Consider the following 16,539-nt stretch of genomic DNA (forward strand, 5'->3'; position numbering starts at 1 on the left):
CTATTTGGGGTCGCGCGGGGAGGGTGCCCAACGCGCCGCTACAGCCCCCGAAGGGATGGATCCGCCGTACGGGGGATGGCGCGAACGGCCCTGAATGATGGGCTCCGGAAGACATCTGACACCCCCTGACCTCGAACGGACGCGGCCGCCGGTTAGCGTGACCGGATGCCGTACTTCGACAGCGCGTCCGCCGCTCCCCTGCACCCCGTGGCCCGGCAGGCGTTGCAGGCCTCCCTCGACGAGGGCTGGGCCGACCCGGCCCGGCTGTACCGGGAGGGGCGGCGGGCCCGGCTGCTGCTGGACGCGGCGCGGGAGGCGGCCGCGGAGGCGGTGGGGTGCCGGCCCGACGAGCTCGTGTTCACTCCTTCGGGGACGCACGCGGTTCACACGGGGGTCGCGGGGGTACTCGCCGGGCGCCGGCGCGTCGGCGACCATCTGGTCGTATCAGCGGTCGAACACAGTTCTGTCCTGCACGCGGCCGAGGCGCACGCGGCGCGCGGCGGGACGGTGACGGAGGTCCCGGTGGAGCGGTCGGGGGCGGTGACCCCGCCCGAGTACGCGCGGGCGCTCGGTCCGGCGACCGCGCTGGCCTGCCTCCAGTCCGCCAACCACGAGGTGGGCACGGTCCAGCCGGTGGCGGAGGTGGCCGAGGCGTGCGGGGCCGCCGGGGTGCCGCTGCTGGTGGACGCGGCGCAGTCGCTGGGCTGGGGTCCGGTGGAGGGCGCGTGGTCCGTCCTGGCGGCGAGCGCGCACAAGTGGGGCGGCCCGCCCGGGGTCGGCCTGCTCGCGGTCCGCAAGGGGGTCCGCTTCGCGGCCCAAGGCCCGGCGGACGAGCGGGAGTCGGGGCGCTCCCCCGGATTCGTGAACCTGCCGGCGATCGTGGCGGCGGCGGCTTCGCTGCGGGCCGTACGGGCCGAGGCGGACGCGGAGGCGGCCCGGCTGCGGATCCTGGTGGACCGGATCCGGCGGCGGGTGGTCCGTCTCGTCCCGGACGTGGAGGTGGTCGGGGACGCCGACCAGCGCCTGCCGCACCTGGTCACCTTCTCCTGCCTCTACGTCGACGGGGAGGCGCTGTTGCACGAGCTGGACCGGGCGGGTTTCTCAGTGTCCTCCGGCTCCTCCTGCACCAGCTCCACTCTGACCCCGAGTCACGTGCTGCGGGCGATGGGGGTGCTGTCGGAGGGGAACGTACGGGTCTCGCTGCCGCCGGGGACCACGGCGGAGGAGGTGAACGCGTTCCTGGAGGTGCTGCCGGGTGCGGTGTCCGGGGTGCGCGAGCGGCTGGGCGTGACGGCCCCGCCAGCGGTGGCGCCGGTGGCGGACTCGGTCGAGGTGGACGCGCTGGGGCTGCGCTGCCCGCAGCCGGTGATCGAGCTGGCCCGGGCCATCGTCACCGTTCCGGTGGGCGGCACGGTGACGGTCCTGTCGGACGACGAGGTGGCGCGGCTGGACATCCCGGCGTGGTGCGCGATGCGGGGCCACGAGTACGTGGGCGAAACCCCCCGCGAGTCCGGCTCCGCCTACACGGTCCGCCGCCTGCGGTGACCCCCGGGCGGGGCTCGTCCGGCTGCGGCGCCGCTCCGGGGGCTCCGCCCCCGCACCCCCGCGCCTCAAACGCCGGCGAGGCTGGATTTGCCCCCGGTCGGGACCGGAGCGGGCTGGGGGGAACCTCCGGAACGGGCCGCACGCATGCGGAGGCCCCCGTTACCCCGGCGGAGGGGTCAGGAGAGGTGGGCCTGGACCTCGGCCGCGGCCTCGTCGCCGTACGCCTTCGTGAAGCGCTCCATGAAGTGCGCGCGGGCCAGGGTGTACTCCTGGGTGCCCAGGGTCTCGATGACCAGGGTCGCCAGCATGCAGCCCACCTGCGCGGCGCGCTCCAGGCCGACGCCCCAGCCCAGGCCGGTCAGGAAGCCCGCGCGGAAGGCGTCGCCCACGCCCGTCGGGTCGACCTTCGCGGTCTCCTCGGGGCAGCCGACGACGATCGGCTCCTCCCCGACGCGCTCGATCCGCACGCCCTGCGAGCCCAGCGTCGTGACCCGGGTCCCGACCTTCGCCAGGATCTCCTCGTCCGACCAGCCCGACTTCGACTCGATGAGGCCCTTCTCGTACTCGTTCGAGAAGAGGTACGTCGCGCCCTCCATCAGGGTGCGGATGTTCTCGCCGTCCATCCGGGCGATCTGCTGCGAGAAGTCGGCCGCGAAGGGGATCCCCCGCGTCCGGCACTCCTCCGTGTGGCGCAGCATCGCCTCGGGGTCGTCCGCGCCGATCAGGACGAGGTCGAGCCCGCCCACGCGGTCGGCGACGGCCTTCAGCTCGATCTGTCGGGCCTCGCTCATCGCGCCCGTGTAGAAGGAGCCGATCTGGTTGTGGTCGGAGTCCGTGGTGCACACGAAGCGCGCGGTGTGCAGCACCTCGGAGATCCGGACGGACTCGGTGTCGACGCCGTGCCGGTCCAGCCAGGCGCGGTACTCGTCGAAGTCGGAGCCGGCGGCTCCGACCAGGATCGGGCGGATGCCGAGCTGCCCCATGCCGAAGCAGATGTTCGGGCCGACACCGCCCCGCCGGACGTCGAGGTTGTCGACGAGGAAGGACAGGGAGACCGTGTGCAGCTGGTCCGCGACCAGCTGGTCGGCGAAACGGCCGGGGAAGGTCATGAGGTGGTCGGTGGCGATGGAGCCGGTGACTGCGATGCGCACGGCGTGGACGCTCCTGCGGAGGACAGTAAGGGGACAGTCAAAACTACCCGGTCGAGGGCCCCGGGCCGAACGGCCGAAACTACCCCGTAGTAGGTCTTTCTTCGCATGAGGCGCGGTGCCTACGGTGCGTTCATGACCTACACCGATGGCTTCGGCTACACCGAGTACACCGCCGAGACGCGCGGCGCGGAAGTCTCGCGGCGGCCCGGCTTCGCCCGCCTGCTGGGTGACTGCGCCCGGATGGCCCCGCACTGGGCCGTTCCGGCGGCCCCGCTGCCGACCCGTGTGGCCCCCTCGCAGATCCACGGGATCAGCGTCCCGCCGGCCTCGGCGCGTCTGATCGCCTCCACGGCGGCCTACGGGGACTGATCCGGGGAACCGGTCGGGCGTCTGTTCCGTCACACCCGCATCAAGCACGCCGGGACAGGCGAAGGAGCGATGCGGTGACCAGCGAACAACCCGAGACATCACGCGGCACACGACGGCGGCCGGCCTGGGCCGTCGGCTCGATCGCGGCCGCCGTGCTGCTGGCCGGCGGCGGTACCGCGTACTGGGCCTCCACCGCGTACGGCGACGGCTCTCCCCGTACGGCCGACAGCGCGGCCTCCGCGCCTCGTGACGCGGGGACCCCGTCGGGGCCCGGCATCGCGCCCGGGGAGCCCGACCCGTCCGGCGGCGGGGTGGTCTACCGGGCGGACGTGAAGCTGCCGGACGGGCCGGACAGCGCGCCCTCCTTCGCCGTGTCCGGGGAGGTCACCTCGGAGGAGGTGGCCAGGCTCGCCGCCGCGCTCGGCATCGCGGGCGCCCCGCGACAGAACGGCGACGTCTGGCTGGCCGGAGAGGCCGCCGACGGTTCCGGGCCCCGGCTCACGGTGACCCGCAAGGCTCCGGGGACCTGGAACTTCAGCCGCTTCCAGGTGCCGGGGGACGGCAGTGGCAACGGCGCCGGGGACGACTGCGTGCGGGGCAAGGACACCTGCGGCCCCGCGACCCTCCCCCAGGGGGACGCCGGGCCGGGCACCGACAAGCCGGTGTCCGAGGAGGCCGCGAAGGCCGCCGCGGCCCCGGTGCTGGCCGCCGTCGGGCAGACCGGGGCACGGCTGGACGCCCGCCTCACCCAGCGCTCGGTGCGGGTCGTGACCGCGGACCCGGTGGTCGGCGGCCTGGCCACGCAGGGCTGGTCCACGAAGGTGAGCGTGGGCGCCGACGCCTCGGTGGTGGCGGGCAGCGGCGAGCTGAAGACCCCCGTACGGGCCGCCGAGCAGCCGGTGGTCGGGGCCGTGGAGGCGCTGGCCCGGCTGAACGCGAAATCGGGCGGCACGAAGGGCACGGACACCGGGCCGAGCGGCTGCGCGACCTCGGTGCCGCTGGACCCGGACACCCCCCTGGGGCCGACGGACGTACCGCCCTGCAATCCGGAGCCGCGGCCTATGAAGCCGCCGCGCACGGAGACGGTCAAGGGCGCCGCGCTCGGTCTGGCGCCCGGGACGGTGGACGGGGCCCGCGGCCTGGTCCCCGCCTGGCTCTTCGAGGTGGCGGGCAAGGACGGCGCTCCGGGCCACACGGTGGCCCAGCCGGCCTCCGCCCAGGACACCGGGCCCACGCCCGCTCCCGGCCGGAAGGACGGTCCGACCGTGCCCGGATTCTCGTACGCGGCCTCCGACCGGACGCTGACCGTGAACTTCTGGGGCGGCGTGTGCAGCACCTACGCCCTGGAGGCGCGGGAGCAGCCCGAGTCGGTCCTGGTGAGGATCACGGACACCCCGAACAAGCCGGGCCAGGCCTGCATCATGATCGCGAAGGAGATGTCCCTCACGGTGACCCTCCAGCAGCCGCTGGGCGACCGCAAGGTGGTCGACGCGACCTCGGGCCAGTCGCTCCCCCGGCAGTAGCCCACAGGGCCCCGGGAACCCCCGGGGCATGCGAGAGGGCCCGCCCTCCGGTCTCGTCGGACCGGGGGGCGGGCCCTCGTCGTCGTACAGGCCGTACAGGTTTAGCTGAACGAGTCGCCGCAGGCGCAGGAGCCGGTGGCGTTCGGGTTGTCGATCGTGAAGCCCTGCTTCTCGATGGTGTCGACGAAGTCGATGGAGGCACCGTGGAGGTACGGGGAGCTCATCCGGTCCGTGACGACCTTCACGCCGTCGAAGTCCTTGACGACGTCGCCGTCGAGGGACCGCTCGTCGAAGAAGAGCTGGTAGCGCAGGCCAGAGCAGCCGCCGGGCTGGACGGCGACGCGGAGCGCCAGGTCATCGCGGCCTTCCTGCTCCAGCAGGGTCCTGACCTTCTCGGCGGCGGCGTCGGACAGGAGGATGCCGTCGCTCACAGTGGTCTTGTCGTCCTGTACGGACATCTGCATTCACTCCCGAAGTGGGCGGCTCCCCGCCGGGGGCGGGGAAACGTCGGACTCTTGCCGTCGGTGGCAACGAGCGGGACCGCGGATTCATTCCGGGACCCGACGCTTGTTTCAGATATTCATGCTCGCACACCGCGCGGGGGGCGGAGCCGATCGATCCGTGGGCTGATGCGTCACATCGACACTATGGACATCGTCAAACTGACATGAAGAGGTTATGATAGATAGCGTCAAATAGACGAGAACTCGAAGCGATACCTCAAGCAGTCCCTTGTCGCAGAACAGAAAGGGTGCGTGCAGTGACCACCGCCCAGCCTTTGGACGTCCAGCCGACGCCCCTTGCCCTGCTGCTGCTCGGCCGTGAGGCCGACCCCAAGAGCGAGCGCGGCGTCGAATGCCCCGGCGACCTGCCCTCGCCGTCGGACCCCGACCTCGTGGCGCGCGCCCGCGCGGCCAAGGAGAAGCTCGGTGACAAGGTCTTCATCCTCGGCCACCACTACCAGCGCGACGAGGTGATCGAGTTCGCCGACGTCACCGGCGACTCCTTCAAGCTGGCCAAGGACGCGGCCGCCAAGCCGGAAGCCGAGTACATCGTCTTCTGCGGCGTGCACTTCATGGCCGAGTCCGCGGACATCCTGACCTCGGACGACCAGAAGGTCGTCCTGCCGGACCTGGCCGCCGGCTGCTCGATGGCCGACATGGCCACCGCCGAGCAGGTCGCCGAGTGCTGGGACGTGCTCACCGAGGCCGGCGTCGCCGGTGCGACGGTCCCCGTCTCGTACATGAACTCCTCCGCCGACATCAAGGCCTTCACCGGCAAGCACGGCGGCACGATCTGCACCTCGTCCAACGCGAAGAAGGCCCTGGAGTGGGCCTTCGAGCAGGGCGAGAAGGTGCTCTTCCTCCCGGACCAGCACCTGGGCCGCAACACCGCCGTCCGCGACATGGGCATGTCCCTGGACGACTGCGTCCTGTACAACCCGCACAAGCCGAACGGCGGCCTGACCGTCGAGCAGCTGCGGAACGCCAAGATGATCCTGTGGCGCGGCCACTGCTCGGTCCACGGCCGGTTCTCGGTCGACTCGGTCAACGACGTGCGCGAGCGGATCCCGGGCGTGAACGTCCTGGTCCACCCCGAGTGCAAGCACGAGGTCGTGGCGGCCGCGGACTACGTCGGCTCGACGGAGTACATCATCAAGGCGCTGGAGGCGGCCCCGGCCGGCTCCAAGTGGGCCATCGGCACCGAGCTGAACCTGGTCCGCCGCCTGGCGAACCGTTTCGCCGCGGAGGACAAGGAGGTCGTCTTCCTCGACAAGACGGTCTGCTTCTGCTCGACGATGAACCGCATCGACCTCCCGCACCTGGTGTGGACCCTGGAGTCCCTGGCCGAGGGCAACCTCGTCAACCAGATCCAGGTCGACAAGGAGACGGAGAGCTTCGCGAAGCTCGCGCTGGAGCGGATGCTCGCGCTCCCGTAGGGGCGGGATACGAGCAAGCGGGCCCCGGCTCGTAGGCACACGAAAGGGCGGTCCCCGTACGGGGACCGCCCTTTCGGCATGCGGTGGGGCCCGGACCCGTCAGGGTCCGGTCCGGTCCGGTCAGACGCCGGTCGGGGTCTCCTCCCTCGGGGAGACCACCCTCAGCTTGGCCGCGCCGCGCGCCGCGCGCTTCGCGCGGCGGCGTTCCTTGCGGAGTTCCACCATCGTGTAGAGCGTCGGCACCAGGAGCAGGGTCAGCAGGGTGGAGCTGACCAGGCCGCCGATCACCACGACCGCGAGCGGCTGCGAGATGAAACCGCCCTCGCCGGTGACGCCCAGCGCCATCGGGAGCAGCGCGAAGATCGTCGCCAGGGCCGTCATCAGGATGGGGCGGAGCCGGTGGCGGCCGCCTTCGACGACGGCCTCCACGACGCCCAGGCCTTGCGCCCGGTACTGGTTGACCAGGTCGATCAGGACGATCGCGTTGGTCACGACGATGCCGATGAGCATCAGCATGCCGATCATCGCCGGTACGCCCATCGGAGTGCCGGTGACCAACAGCAGGCCGAGCGCGCCGGTCGCCGCGAACGGGATCGAGACGAGCAGGATCAGCGGCTGGACCAGCGAGCGGAAGGTCGCGACGAGCAGCATGAACACGATCGCGATGGCCGCGAACATGGCCAGGCCCAGCGAGGCGAAGGCCTCGTCCTGGTCCTCCGAGACGCCGCCGATGGAGGCCGTGGCGCCCTCCGGCAGGTCCAGGGCCTTGATCTTCGTCTGGAGGTCGGAGCTGACCGCGCCGGTGTTGTCGCCGACCGGCTTCGCCGTGATGGTGGCGGCGCGGGCGCCGTCGATCCGGGTCATCGCGACCGGCCCGGGGACCACCTTGACGTCGGCGATGTCGCCGAGCTTGAGCGGGCCGACCTGGAGCGCCTGCAGTTCGGCCAGGGTGGTGGCGGGCTGCGCGGAGCGGATGACGATGTCCCGCTCGGTGTTGTCCAGTACGGCCTTGCCCGCCGGGTTGCCCCGTACGGCCTGGGCGACGATCGCGCCGAGCGCTGCCTGGTTCAGGCCCGCGTCCGCGGCCTTGGGGGTGGCGGTCACCGAGATCCGGGGCACGGACTGGGACAGGTCGCTCTGCACGTCGGTGACGTTCTTGAGGGTGGCGACCTCGGCGCGGACCTGCTCCGCGGCCTTGGCGAGGACGTCGGCGTCTCCGGCCTTGACGACCACGCTGAGGTTCTGGTTGCCGAAGCCGTCGCCGGCGGCGATCCGGGTCTCGCCGATGCCGTCGAGCTTGGCCAGCTCGCCCTCGATCCGCTTCTTCACGGCCTCGGCGTCGCCCGAGTCCTTCAGGGTGACCTGGTACGAGGCCTGGTTGGAGCCCGTACCGCCGCCGAAGGCCGCGAGGAAGCCGGAGGAGCCGACGGTGACCTGGTAGCTCTTGACGCCCTCGACCGAGGCCAGCGCCTTCTCGACCTTGCGGCTCGCCTCGTCGGAGGCGGCCAGCGAGGTGCCGGGGGCCAGCTCCTGCTTGACCGTCAGGACGCTCTGCTCGCCCTGGTCGAAGAAGTTCGTCTTCAGCAGCGGGGTCATCCCGAAGGTGCCGACGAGGATGACGACCGCGATCGACACGCTGGTCAGGCGGCGCCGGGTGGCGAAGCCCAGGACGCGGACGTAGAGCTTCTGGAGGCGGCTGCGCGCCTCCTTCTCCTCGGCCTCGCGCCGGGCCCGCGCGGCGCTCTCGGCGTCCCCCGACGCCACACCCTTCGGGGCGCGCAGGAACCAGTACGAGAGCACCGGTACGACCGTCAGCGAGACGAGCAGCGAGGCCAGCAGGGCGGCGGTGACGGTGAGCGAGAAGGAGCCGAAGAGCTCGCCGATCATGCCGCCGACGAGGCCGATCGGCAGGAAGACGGCGACGGTGGTGAGGGTGGAGGAGGTGACCGCGCCCGCCACTTCCCTGACCGCGGTGATGATGGCGGTCTCGCGCTCCTCGCCGTAGCCGAGGTGCCGCTTGATGTTCTCCAGGACCACGATCGAGTCGTCGACGACGCGGCCGATGGCGATGGTGAGGGCGCCCAGCGTCAGCATGTTGAGCGAGAGGTCGCGGGTCCACAGCACGATGAGCGCGAGGACGACGGACAGCGGGATGGAGACCGCGGTGACCAGCGTCGAGCGCAGCGAGGCGAGGAAGACCAGGATCACGATCACCGCGAAGAGCAGGCCGAGCATGCCCTCGGTGGTGAGGCTGGAGATGGACTTGGCGACGGCCGGGCCCTGGTCGCTGACGACGGTGAGCTCGGCTCCGGCGCCGAGGGTGGAGCGCAGCTCGGGCAGCTTGTCCTTGACGGCGTCGGAGATGGCGACGGCGCTGCCGTCCTTGTCCATGGTGAGGACGAGGGCGAGGCTGGGCTTTCCGTTGGTGCGGGTGAGGGAGACGGCCTTGGCGGCCTCCTGCTGGACGGTGGCCACGTCGCCGAGGCGGACGGCGGGCTTGCCGGGGCCGGCGCTCAGGCGCAGGTCCTCGATCTGGGCGAGGGAGGTGTAGCCGGCGCCGACGCGGACGGTCCGGTTCTTGCCCTCCTCGTCGAAGGAGCCGGCGGGGACGGTCGCGCCGCCCGCTTGGAGGCCCTGGGCGAGGGTGGCACCGTCGAGGCCGGCGGCCGCGAGCCTGGCGTTGTCGGGGGTGACGGTGACCTGGAGGTCCCGGACGCCGTCGACGGTGACCTGGCCCACGCCCTCGATGTCCGACAGGACGGGGACGACGGAACGTTCCAGCTGGTCGGCGAGCGCCTGCTGGTCCTTGTCGGAGGTGACGGCCAGGATGACCGTCGGGATGTCGTCGGTGGAACCGGCCACCACCTGCGGGTCCACCTCGGCGGGCAGCCGGACGCGGGCCCGGTTGACGGCCTGCTGGACGTCGGCGACGAGCTGCTTGGTGCCGCTGTCGCCGTAGTCGAAGGTGGCCATGATGAGGGCGTTGCCCTCACTGGCGGTGGAGGTGATGCCGGTGATGCCGTCGACGCCCTTGAGCGTGGCCTCGATCGGTTCGACGACCTGCTTCTCCACCACGTCGGGCGAGGCGCCCTGGTACGGCGCGAGCACGGACACCATGGGCAGTTCGATGGAGGGCAGCAGCTGCTGCTTGAGCTGCGGGATGGCTATGGCGCCGAAGAGGAGCGCGACGAGCGACACGAGGCCGATCAACGCCCTTTGGGCAAGGCTGAAGCGGGACAGCCAGGACATGGGTATGGGATCTCTCTGCAGTGGCGAAGGCGAGGGCCTTTTCAGCCTGGTCCATGCCGTGGCGCCGCCGCGTCGCTCGCAGGTCCCGTCCTTATCTGCGGCATACCGCGTCCGCAGTACGCCGCACTACTGCGCCGCTACTCCGAGCGGGGCCGGACCAGTCCCGATTCGTAGGCGATGACCACCAATTGCGCGCGGTCGCGGGCGCCGAGCTTGGCCATGGCCCGGTTGACGTGGGTCTTGACGGTGAGCGGGCTGACTTCCAGCCGTCCGGCGATCTCGTCGTTGGACAGTCCCGCGGCCACGTGTACGAGGACCTCCCGCTCCCGGACGGTCAGCGCGGCGAGCCGCTGCGCGTGGGTGCCGGCCGCGGCCGCGGCGGCGGCCGGGTCGGCGCCGCCGCCCTGGGCGAGGAAGGTGGCGATGAGCCCCTTGGTGGCGGCCGGGGAGAGCAGGGCCTCGCCCGCGTGCGCGACCCGGATGGCGTTGAGGAGCTCCTCCGGTTCGGCGCCCTTGCCGAGGAAGCCGGAGGCGCCGGCCCGCAGGGCGGCGGCGACGTACTCGTCGACCTCGAAGGTCGTCAGCATCACCACGCGCACGGCGGCGAGTTCGGGATCGCCGCTGATCATGCGGGTGGCGGCGAGTCCGTCGGTGCCGGGCATCCGGATGTCCATGAGTACGACGTCGGGGCGGGCGCGGCGGGCGAGTTCGAAGGCCTGGGCCCCGTCGCAGGCCTCGCCGACGACCTCCATGTCGGGCTCGGAGTCGACGAGCACCTTGAAGGCGCTGCGCAGCAGTGCCTGGTCGTCGGCGAGCAGCACTCGGATCTGGCGTGCGGGGCTGGCGTGCACGGGCTCGGTCATACGCCCAGAGTAGGTGCGCGTCGTACCGGCCCCCGGTGGGCCGTGCCCCTGCCGGCCCTTGCGAAGATCGTTTCTGCGGGTGGCCGCACGGGCCGCCGGACAGGGGGAGGGCAACCATGGCCGCACCGATCGGCCGTTTCACCGACGACGCCGCGCGGGCGCGCGTCCTGGCCGCCTACGACCGGGCCATGGCGTTCTGGCCCGAGCCGCGCGAGGAGCGGGACGTCCCGACCCGTTTCGGAACGACCCGGGTCCACACCTACGGTGCGGGCGACCGGACGCCGGTGGTGCTCCTGCACGGGCAGAGCGCGACCCCGGCCGAATGGGCCCCGCATGTCGCCGTGTTGGCCCGGGAGGGCCGCCGCGTGCTGGCCGTCGACCGGGTGGGCGAGCCCGGATACAGCACGCAGAGCCGTCGGATCGGCGACGCCGACGACACGGCCGCCTGGCTGGAGGAGACCCTCGCCGGGCTGGGCCTGGGGCGCGTCCACCTGATCGGGCACTCGTACGGCGGCGGCGTCGCGCTGCAGCACGCCGTACGCGAGCCCGAACGCGCGGTCTCCGTCACGGTGTACGAACCGCCCCGGGCCCTGGCCCCGCTCAAGCCGGGCTTCCTGCTGAGCTCCGTCGCCGCCTTCGCGAGCGGCTCCGAGAAGGTCCAACGCCGCTGGTTCGCCGACCTCATCGGCGATACGGGCGCGTCCCCGGAGGAAGCCGAGGCGGGGATGCTGCTGTCGCTGGAGGCGATCCGCGGTTTCCGGATCCGACTGCCGCGGCCGCAGCGCATGAGCGATGAGGAGTTGCGCTCGCTCGCCGCGCCCACCCTCGTGCTGCTGGGTGGCGCCGACCGCATCGTGGACTCCCGCCGCGCCGAGGCCCGTGCGCGCCGCCTGATCCCGGACGTACGGACCGAGGTCGTCCCCGGCGCCGGACACGGCATCCCCGTGCGGACCTTCAACGCCCGGGTTCCCGGGTTCCTCGACGACGCGGAGCGATCGCGCACCGGGGGCTGACCCGAAGTGACCGCCCGGCCGTCAGCCCAGGGCGAGGACGATCAGGGCGGTGGTCGCGGAGACCTCGGCCAGGGCTCCGAAGACGTCGCCGGTGACCCCGTCGAAGCGCCGGACGCAGCGGCGCAGCAGCAGTTCCGCGGCGAGCAGGGCGGCCAGGACGGCCGCGGCGTGCCGACCGGCGGCCGGGAGGCCCAGCGGGAGTGCGGCGGCCGCGGCCAGGACCACGGTGAGCGCGGCGACGGCGGCGGCCGCCCGCCGCGGGACCACCCCGGCGACCGCCGCGCCGAGCCCCTCGGGGCGGGCGGGCGGAACCCCTTCGCGGGAGGCCAGGGTCATGGCGAGGCGGGCGGTCACGGCGGCGGTCGCGGCGGCGAGGGCGCCGCGGGTCCAGCTGCCGGCGTACGCCTCGGACAGGGCGGCCACCTGCACCAGCAGCAGGAGGACCAGGGCCACGACGCCGAAGGGGCCGATGTCGGACTGCTTCATGATGCGCAGCGCCTCACCGGCGGGTTTGGCGCTGCCCAGCCCGTCGGCCGTGTCGGCGAGCCCGTCGAGGTGCAGGCCGCGGGTCAGGGCGGCCGGTACGGCGACGGTAACGGCCGCGGCGAGCATCGGGCCCCCGCCGAGCAGGAGCAGCAGCACCCCGGGCACGGCGGCGAGCAGGCCGACGACCAGGCCGGCGAGCGGGGCGCAGGCCATCCCGGTGCGGGCCGCGGGGCGGTCCCAGCGGGTGATGCGGGCGGGCAGCACCGTCAGGGTGCCGAACGCGAAGCGGAGGCCGTCGGGCAGCGAGGCGCGCCCCGGGGGCGGCGTCGGCGGCTGGTCTTCGAACGAATCTGTCATCGGCGCGAACGCTACCCGCTCACCACGGACGGTAAATTACCCATTACGTACCAAATAGGGAGTCAGTGGGATGGGTCACTGGTGGTATCGCAACATCGTCGAACCGGGGAAGCTCCCTCTGCTCCTCGCCCTGGTCTCCTTCGTGCTGTCGTTCCTGGTCACCCGCGTGATCACCCGGCTGATCCGGGCGGGGAGAGGCCCCTTCAAGAACATCACCCCGGGCGGCGTGCACGTCCACCACGTGGTGCCCGGCGTGATCCTCGTGATCATCGGCGGCTTCGGCGCGGTCGGCAGCGGCCGCTACGGCTTCGGGGCGATGGTCTCGGCCGTCATCTTCGGGCTGGGCGCCGGCCTGGTCCTGGACGAGTTCGCGCTGATCCTGCACCTGGACGACGTCTACTGGAGCGAGCAGGGCCGCAAGAGCGTGGAGATCGTGGTCCTGACGGCCGCCCTGGTGGCGCTGGTCCTGGGCGGATTCGTGCCCTTCGGGGTGAACGACCTGACCGCCGAGGAGCGCCAGAGCCGCGGGCTGGTCGCCATGAACACCGCCACCAACTTCTTCCTGGCCCTGATCGCCCTGTGGAAGGGCAAGGCGCGCACCGCCCTCTTCGGCGTGGTCGTCCCCTTCGTGGCCCTGATCGGCGCGATCCGGCTGGCCCGGCCCGGGTCCCCGTACGCGAAGAAGTTCTACGCCAACCGCCCGCGCGCCCGCGCCAAGGCCGGACTGCGGGCCTTCCACCACGACCGGCGCTGGGCGGCGCCGCGGCGCAGGTTCGAGAACTTCATCGGCGGGACCCCCGACCCGGAACGGGCCGCCGTGGAGAAGCCGCCCACGCATTGAGAACGGCGACGGGCCCTCCCCGGGAGGGGGAGGGCCCGTCATCGTGGTGCTTCAGCCCGGAATCAGCCCGGAATCAGCCCGTCGTCTCCGAGCAGTTCCCGGACCTCGTCCAGCGTCGCGTCATCCCCGGGCAGGATCAGCTCGGACGGCTCCAGCGCCTCATCGGGCAGCGGCTCGCCGAGCCGCCGTACGGCATCGAGCAGTGCGCCCAGCGTGCGCCGGAAGCCCTCCTCGTCACCGCTCTCCATCTCCTCGAGCAGTTCGTCGTCCAGCTTGTTGAGCTCGGCGAAGTGGCTGTCGGCCACCTTCACCTGGCCTTCCCCCATGATGCGGACAATCATGACGGGCCCCGTCCTACTGCTTGTCGAACCGGTGCTGGGTCTGCGGCTGCTGGGCGCTGCCCGGGGCACCGCCCTCGATGGCCTGCTGTTGGGCGGAGGGGCCGCCCGCCAGTTCCGCCTTCATGCGCTGGAGCTCCAGCTCCACGTCCGTACCGCCCGACAGGCGGTCCAGCTCGGCCTGGATGTCGTCCTTGGAGCCGAGCCCGCTCTGGTCGTCGAGCGCGCCGGAGGCCAGCAGCTCGTCGATCGCGCCGGCGCGGGCCTGCAGCTGGGCGGTCTTGTCCTCGGCCCGCTGGATGGCCAGGCCGACGTCGCTCATCTCCTCCGAGATGCCGGAGAAGGACTCCGCGATCCGGGTCTGCGCCTGCGCCGCGGTGTAGGTGGCCTTGATGGTCTCCTTCTTCGTGCGGAAGGCGTCCACCTTGGCCTGGAGCCGCTGGGCGGCGAGGGTGAGCTTCTCCTCCTCGCCCTGAAGGGTCTGGTGCTGCACCTCCAGGTCGCTGACCTGCTGCTGGAGCGAGGCACGGCGGGAGAGGGCCTCGCGGGCCAGGTCCTCGCGGCCCAGGGCGAGGGCCTTGCGGCCCTGGTCCTCCAGCTTGGCGGACTGCCCCTGGAGCTGGTTCAGCTGAAGCTCCAGGCGCTTGCGGGACGTCGCCACGTCGGCGACTCCGCGGCGCACCTTCTGCAGCAGTTCGAGCTGCTTCTGGTACGAGTAGTCGAGGGTCTCGCGCGGGTCCTCGGCCCGGTCCAGGGCCTTGTTCGCCTTCGCGCGGAAGATCATCCCCATACGCTTCATGACACCGCTCATGGGCTTCGCGCGCCCCCTTCTAGACGGACTGTGCTCCAGGTCACCGACAGAACCCACAGTACGGGCCCTGTCTCCATTACCGCACTGTTCGAGGACGGATGCGCTCCTCCTCCAGGACGACTGCGTCCTCGCCGTGTCAGGCGTAAGGAGTAGGTGGGCCCCCGAACCGTGCAATGGGAAGACGCCCGCCGTTGCCGGATCGTTCCCCGCCGGGGTGGGGCCCGTGCCCGCAACCACGTAGGCTTGGGTTTTGTGTTTGGGAACCGCTCCTCCAAGGAAGAGAAGGACGCCGCCGCCGACAAGGTGAGCGCCGACCTCTCGCAGCCCCGTGACCCGCAGGCCCCGAAGGGCCGCCCTACGCCGAAGCGTGCTGTGGCCCAGTCGCAGCGCAAGGCCGTGGTGGCCTCGACCGGCAACCGCAAGGAGGATGCCAAGCGAGCCCGTGAGCGCCGTCGCGTGGAGATGGCCAAGCAGCGCGAGGCGCTGGCCAACGGCGACGAGCGCTACCTGCCCGCCCGTGACAAGGGCCCCGTGCGCCGGTTCGTCCGCGACTTCGTGGACTCCCGCTTCTCGGTCGCCGAAATGTTCCTGCCGCTGGCCGTGGTCATCCTCGTCCTGAGCATGATCCGGGTGCCGTCGATCCAGAACATCGCGCTGCTGCTGTGGCTGGCCGTGATCGCCCTGATCATCGTCGACTCCATCGGCCTGGTGTTCCGCCTGCGCAAGGCGCTGAACGAGCGCTTCGCGAACGAGCCGCGCCGCGGCGCCGTCGCGTACGGCCTCATGCGCACCCTCCAGATGCGCCGGCTGCGCCTGCCGAAGCCGCAGGTCAAGCGTGGAGAGCGGCCCTGAGCGGATTCGCCGAGGGCGCCCGCCTCTGGCTGGAGGGTCTGGGCGGGCTCCGTAACGCCGTCCGGCAGGAGCTCGTGGGCCGCCAGGTCGACGAGCAGATCGCGCACCGCTTCCCGGTGGGACAGCGGCTGCGCGTGCTCGACGTAGGCATGGGCCAGGGCACGCAGGCGCTGCGCCTCGCCCGCGCCGGGCACAAGGTCACGGGCCTGGAGCAGGACCCCGCCATGCTCGCCGTCGCGCGCGAGGCGCTGGAACGGGAGCCCGCCGGCATCCGCGACCGGGTCCGGCTCATGGAGGGCGACGGCCGCGAGACGGGCGCGCACTTCCTGCCGGGCAGTTTCGACGTGGTGCTGTGCCACGGGGTGCTGATGTACGTGCCCGAGCCGGACGCCATGCTCGCCGGGCTGGCCCGGATGCTGGCCCCCGGCGGGCTGCTGTCCCTGCTCGTGCGCAACGGCGACGCCCTCGCCATGCGGCCGGGGCTGGACGGCGACTGGAAGGGTGCGCTGGCCGCCTTCGACAGCATCGACTACACGAACCGGCTCGGCCTGGACGTGCGCGCCGACCGGCTGGCCGGCCTGACGGCCACGCTGGCCGGGATCGGGGCGCCGCTGCACTCCTGGTACGGGGTGCGCGTCTTCACCGACGGCACCGAGGCGGGCGAGACGCTGCCGCCCGACGAGGAGCTGGAGCGGCTGCTGGCCGCGGAGGACCGGGCGGGCCGTACCGATCCCTACCGGGGTGTGGCCGCCCTCTTGCACCTGTGCGGTGTCCGGGGCTGACCCCGCTGCGGGGAGCCCGGCTGCGCCGGGACCTGGGGCTCCGCCCCAGACCCCGCGTCTCAAACTCCCCCAGCTACCGCTGGGAGGTGCCCCCAGGCGGGCCTGGATCTTGCCCGCCCGGGTGCGCCGGTGCGGGGCGGAGCCCCCGCAACGGCGCCGCGGGGGATCAGGCCCCCAGGGCCTCGCGGAGCGACATCGCGTAGATCTCCGTACCGCCGTCGTCCGACAGGCGGACCTGTTCGACGCCGCCGTCCAGCAGGTCCTTCCAGTACTCGCCGATCCAGGACTCCGCGTCCCCCTGCGTGGTGAACTCCTCCGGCACCACCGACGGGCTCGTCTCCGCGCCCTCGGCCGTCTCGAACCGCCACGTCCACGCCATGTCCGCCTCCGTTGCTCGTCCGCTGCTCGCCTTGAGTCTGC

16 protein-coding genes are annotated in these 16,539 nt (G+C 72.2%); 8 read left to right on the forward strand and 8 right to left on the reverse strand.

The genetic code is table 11. The features are described 5' to 3' along the window. Positions 1-165 precede the first annotated feature (165 nt). Positions 166-1,545: a cysteine desulfurase/sulfurtransferase TusA family protein gene (locus tag ACGFYU_RS17790; RefSeq protein WP_393828208.1), complete on the forward strand. Its 1,380-nt coding sequence runs from the start codon at positions 166-168 to the stop codon at positions 1,543-1,545. A 176-nt stretch (positions 1,546-1,721) separates the two neighbouring features. Here the strand turns inward: ACGFYU_RS17790 and ACGFYU_RS17795 are convergent, their stop codons facing one another. Further along, positions 1,722-2,696 (reverse strand): carbohydrate kinase family protein, encoded by a 975-nt coding sequence (locus ACGFYU_RS17795; RefSeq protein WP_393828209.1) that lies wholly within the window; start codon positions 2,694-2,696, stop codon positions 1,722-1,724. 132 nt (positions 2,697-2,828) lie between these two features. Between ACGFYU_RS17795 and ACGFYU_RS17800 the strand changes: the two genes are divergently transcribed. Together ACGFYU_RS17800 and ACGFYU_RS17805 are read left to right on the forward strand one after the other, a co-directional pair. Further along, entirely contained in the window at positions 2,829-3,065 is a 237-nt protein-coding gene (locus ACGFYU_RS17800) for a hypothetical protein (protein ID WP_393828210.1), read from the forward strand. A 74-nt stretch (positions 3,066-3,139) separates the two neighbouring features. Beyond that, positions 3,140-4,588 (forward strand): hypothetical protein, encoded by a 1,449-nt coding sequence (locus ACGFYU_RS17805; RefSeq protein WP_393828211.1) that lies wholly within the window; start codon positions 3,140-3,142, stop codon positions 4,586-4,588. 101 nt (positions 4,589-4,689) lie between these two features. Here ACGFYU_RS17805 and erpA read toward each other — a convergent pair whose 3' ends face one another. Next, complete coding sequence (gene erpA, locus ACGFYU_RS17810) at positions 4,690-5,046, reverse strand: iron-sulfur cluster insertion protein ErpA (RefSeq protein WP_030010511.1); 357 nt, start codon at positions 5,044-5,046, stop codon at positions 4,690-4,692. 293 nt (positions 5,047-5,339) lie between these two features. Between erpA and nadA the strand changes: the two genes are divergently transcribed. Then, on the forward strand, positions 5,340-6,527 hold the full coding sequence (nadA, locus tag ACGFYU_RS17815; protein ID WP_393828212.1) for a quinolinate synthase NadA: 1,188 nt from the start codon (positions 5,340-5,342) through the stop codon (positions 6,525-6,527). 120 nt (positions 6,528-6,647) lie between these two features. Here nadA and ACGFYU_RS17820 read toward each other — a convergent pair whose 3' ends face one another. Both ACGFYU_RS17820 and ACGFYU_RS17825 read right to left on the reverse strand, forming a co-directional pair. Further along, positions 6,648-9,776, reverse strand: a complete 3,129-nt coding sequence (locus ACGFYU_RS17820; protein WP_393828213.1) for an efflux RND transporter permease subunit — start codon at positions 9,774-9,776, stop codon at positions 6,648-6,650. Between the two features lie 137 nt (positions 9,777-9,913). Next, positions 9,914-10,639, reverse strand: a complete 726-nt coding sequence (locus ACGFYU_RS17825) for a response regulator (protein ID WP_393828214.1) — start codon at positions 10,637-10,639, stop codon at positions 9,914-9,916. Positions 10,640-10,755: 116 nt separating this feature from the next. On the opposite strand from ACGFYU_RS17825, the gene ACGFYU_RS17830 reads away from it, so the two are divergent. Beyond that, the gene (locus ACGFYU_RS17830) at positions 10,756-11,652 is read left to right on the forward strand and encodes an alpha/beta fold hydrolase (RefSeq protein ID WP_393828215.1); all 897 of its coding nucleotides are present in this window, start codon (positions 10,756-10,758) and stop codon (positions 11,650-11,652) included. Positions 11,653-11,673: 21 nt separating this feature from the next. Here the strand turns inward: ACGFYU_RS17830 and cobS are convergent, their stop codons facing one another. Beyond that, a complete protein-coding gene (gene cobS, locus ACGFYU_RS17835; protein WP_393828216.1) occupies positions 11,674-12,495 on the reverse strand; it encodes an adenosylcobinamide-GDP ribazoletransferase in 822 nt (273 codons plus the stop codon). 70 nt (positions 12,496-12,565) lie between these two features. On the opposite strand from cobS, the gene ACGFYU_RS17840 reads away from it, so the two are divergent. Further along, positions 12,566-13,336: a hypothetical protein gene (locus ACGFYU_RS17840; RefSeq protein WP_393828217.1), complete on the forward strand. Its 771-nt coding sequence runs from the start codon at positions 12,566-12,568 to the stop codon at positions 13,334-13,336. Between the two features lie 62 nt (positions 13,337-13,398). Here ACGFYU_RS17840 and ACGFYU_RS17845 read toward each other — a convergent pair whose 3' ends face one another. Both ACGFYU_RS17845 and ACGFYU_RS17850 read right to left on the reverse strand, forming a co-directional pair. After that, positions 13,399-13,677 carry a hypothetical protein gene (locus ACGFYU_RS17845; RefSeq protein ID WP_393828218.1) on the reverse strand — a complete coding sequence of 93 codons (279 nt, stop codon included), beginning with the start codon at positions 13,675-13,677 and terminating at the stop codon, positions 13,399-13,401. Positions 13,678-13,690: 13 nt separating this feature from the next. Further along, positions 13,691-14,485 (reverse strand): PspA/IM30 family protein, encoded by a 795-nt coding sequence (locus tag ACGFYU_RS17850; protein WP_078987145.1) that lies wholly within the window; start codon positions 14,483-14,485, stop codon positions 13,691-13,693. Positions 14,486-14,728: 243 nt separating this feature from the next. Between ACGFYU_RS17850 and ACGFYU_RS17855 the strand changes: the two genes are divergently transcribed. Together ACGFYU_RS17855 and ACGFYU_RS17860 are read left to right on the forward strand one after the other, a co-directional pair. After that, a complete protein-coding gene (locus ACGFYU_RS17855; RefSeq protein WP_393828219.1) occupies positions 14,729-15,337 on the forward strand; it encodes a DUF3043 domain-containing protein in 609 nt (202 codons plus the stop codon). Between the two features lie 74 nt (positions 15,338-15,411). Next, positions 15,412-16,119: a class I SAM-dependent methyltransferase gene (locus ACGFYU_RS17860; RefSeq protein WP_393828220.1), complete on the forward strand. Its 708-nt coding sequence runs from the start codon at positions 15,412-15,414 to the stop codon at positions 16,117-16,119. Positions 16,120-16,285: 166 nt separating this feature from the next. Here ACGFYU_RS17860 and ACGFYU_RS17865 read toward each other — a convergent pair whose 3' ends face one another. After that, the gene (locus ACGFYU_RS17865) at positions 16,286-16,498 is read right to left on the reverse strand and encodes a hypothetical protein (protein WP_393828221.1); all 213 of its coding nucleotides are present in this window, start codon (positions 16,496-16,498) and stop codon (positions 16,286-16,288) included. Positions 16,499-16,539: the final 41 nt, after the last annotated feature.

The sequence above is a fragment of the Streptomyces sp. NPDC048337 genome, from assembly GCF_043201175.1.
Lineage (GTDB): Bacteria > Actinomycetota > Actinomycetes > Streptomycetales > Streptomycetaceae > Streptomyces.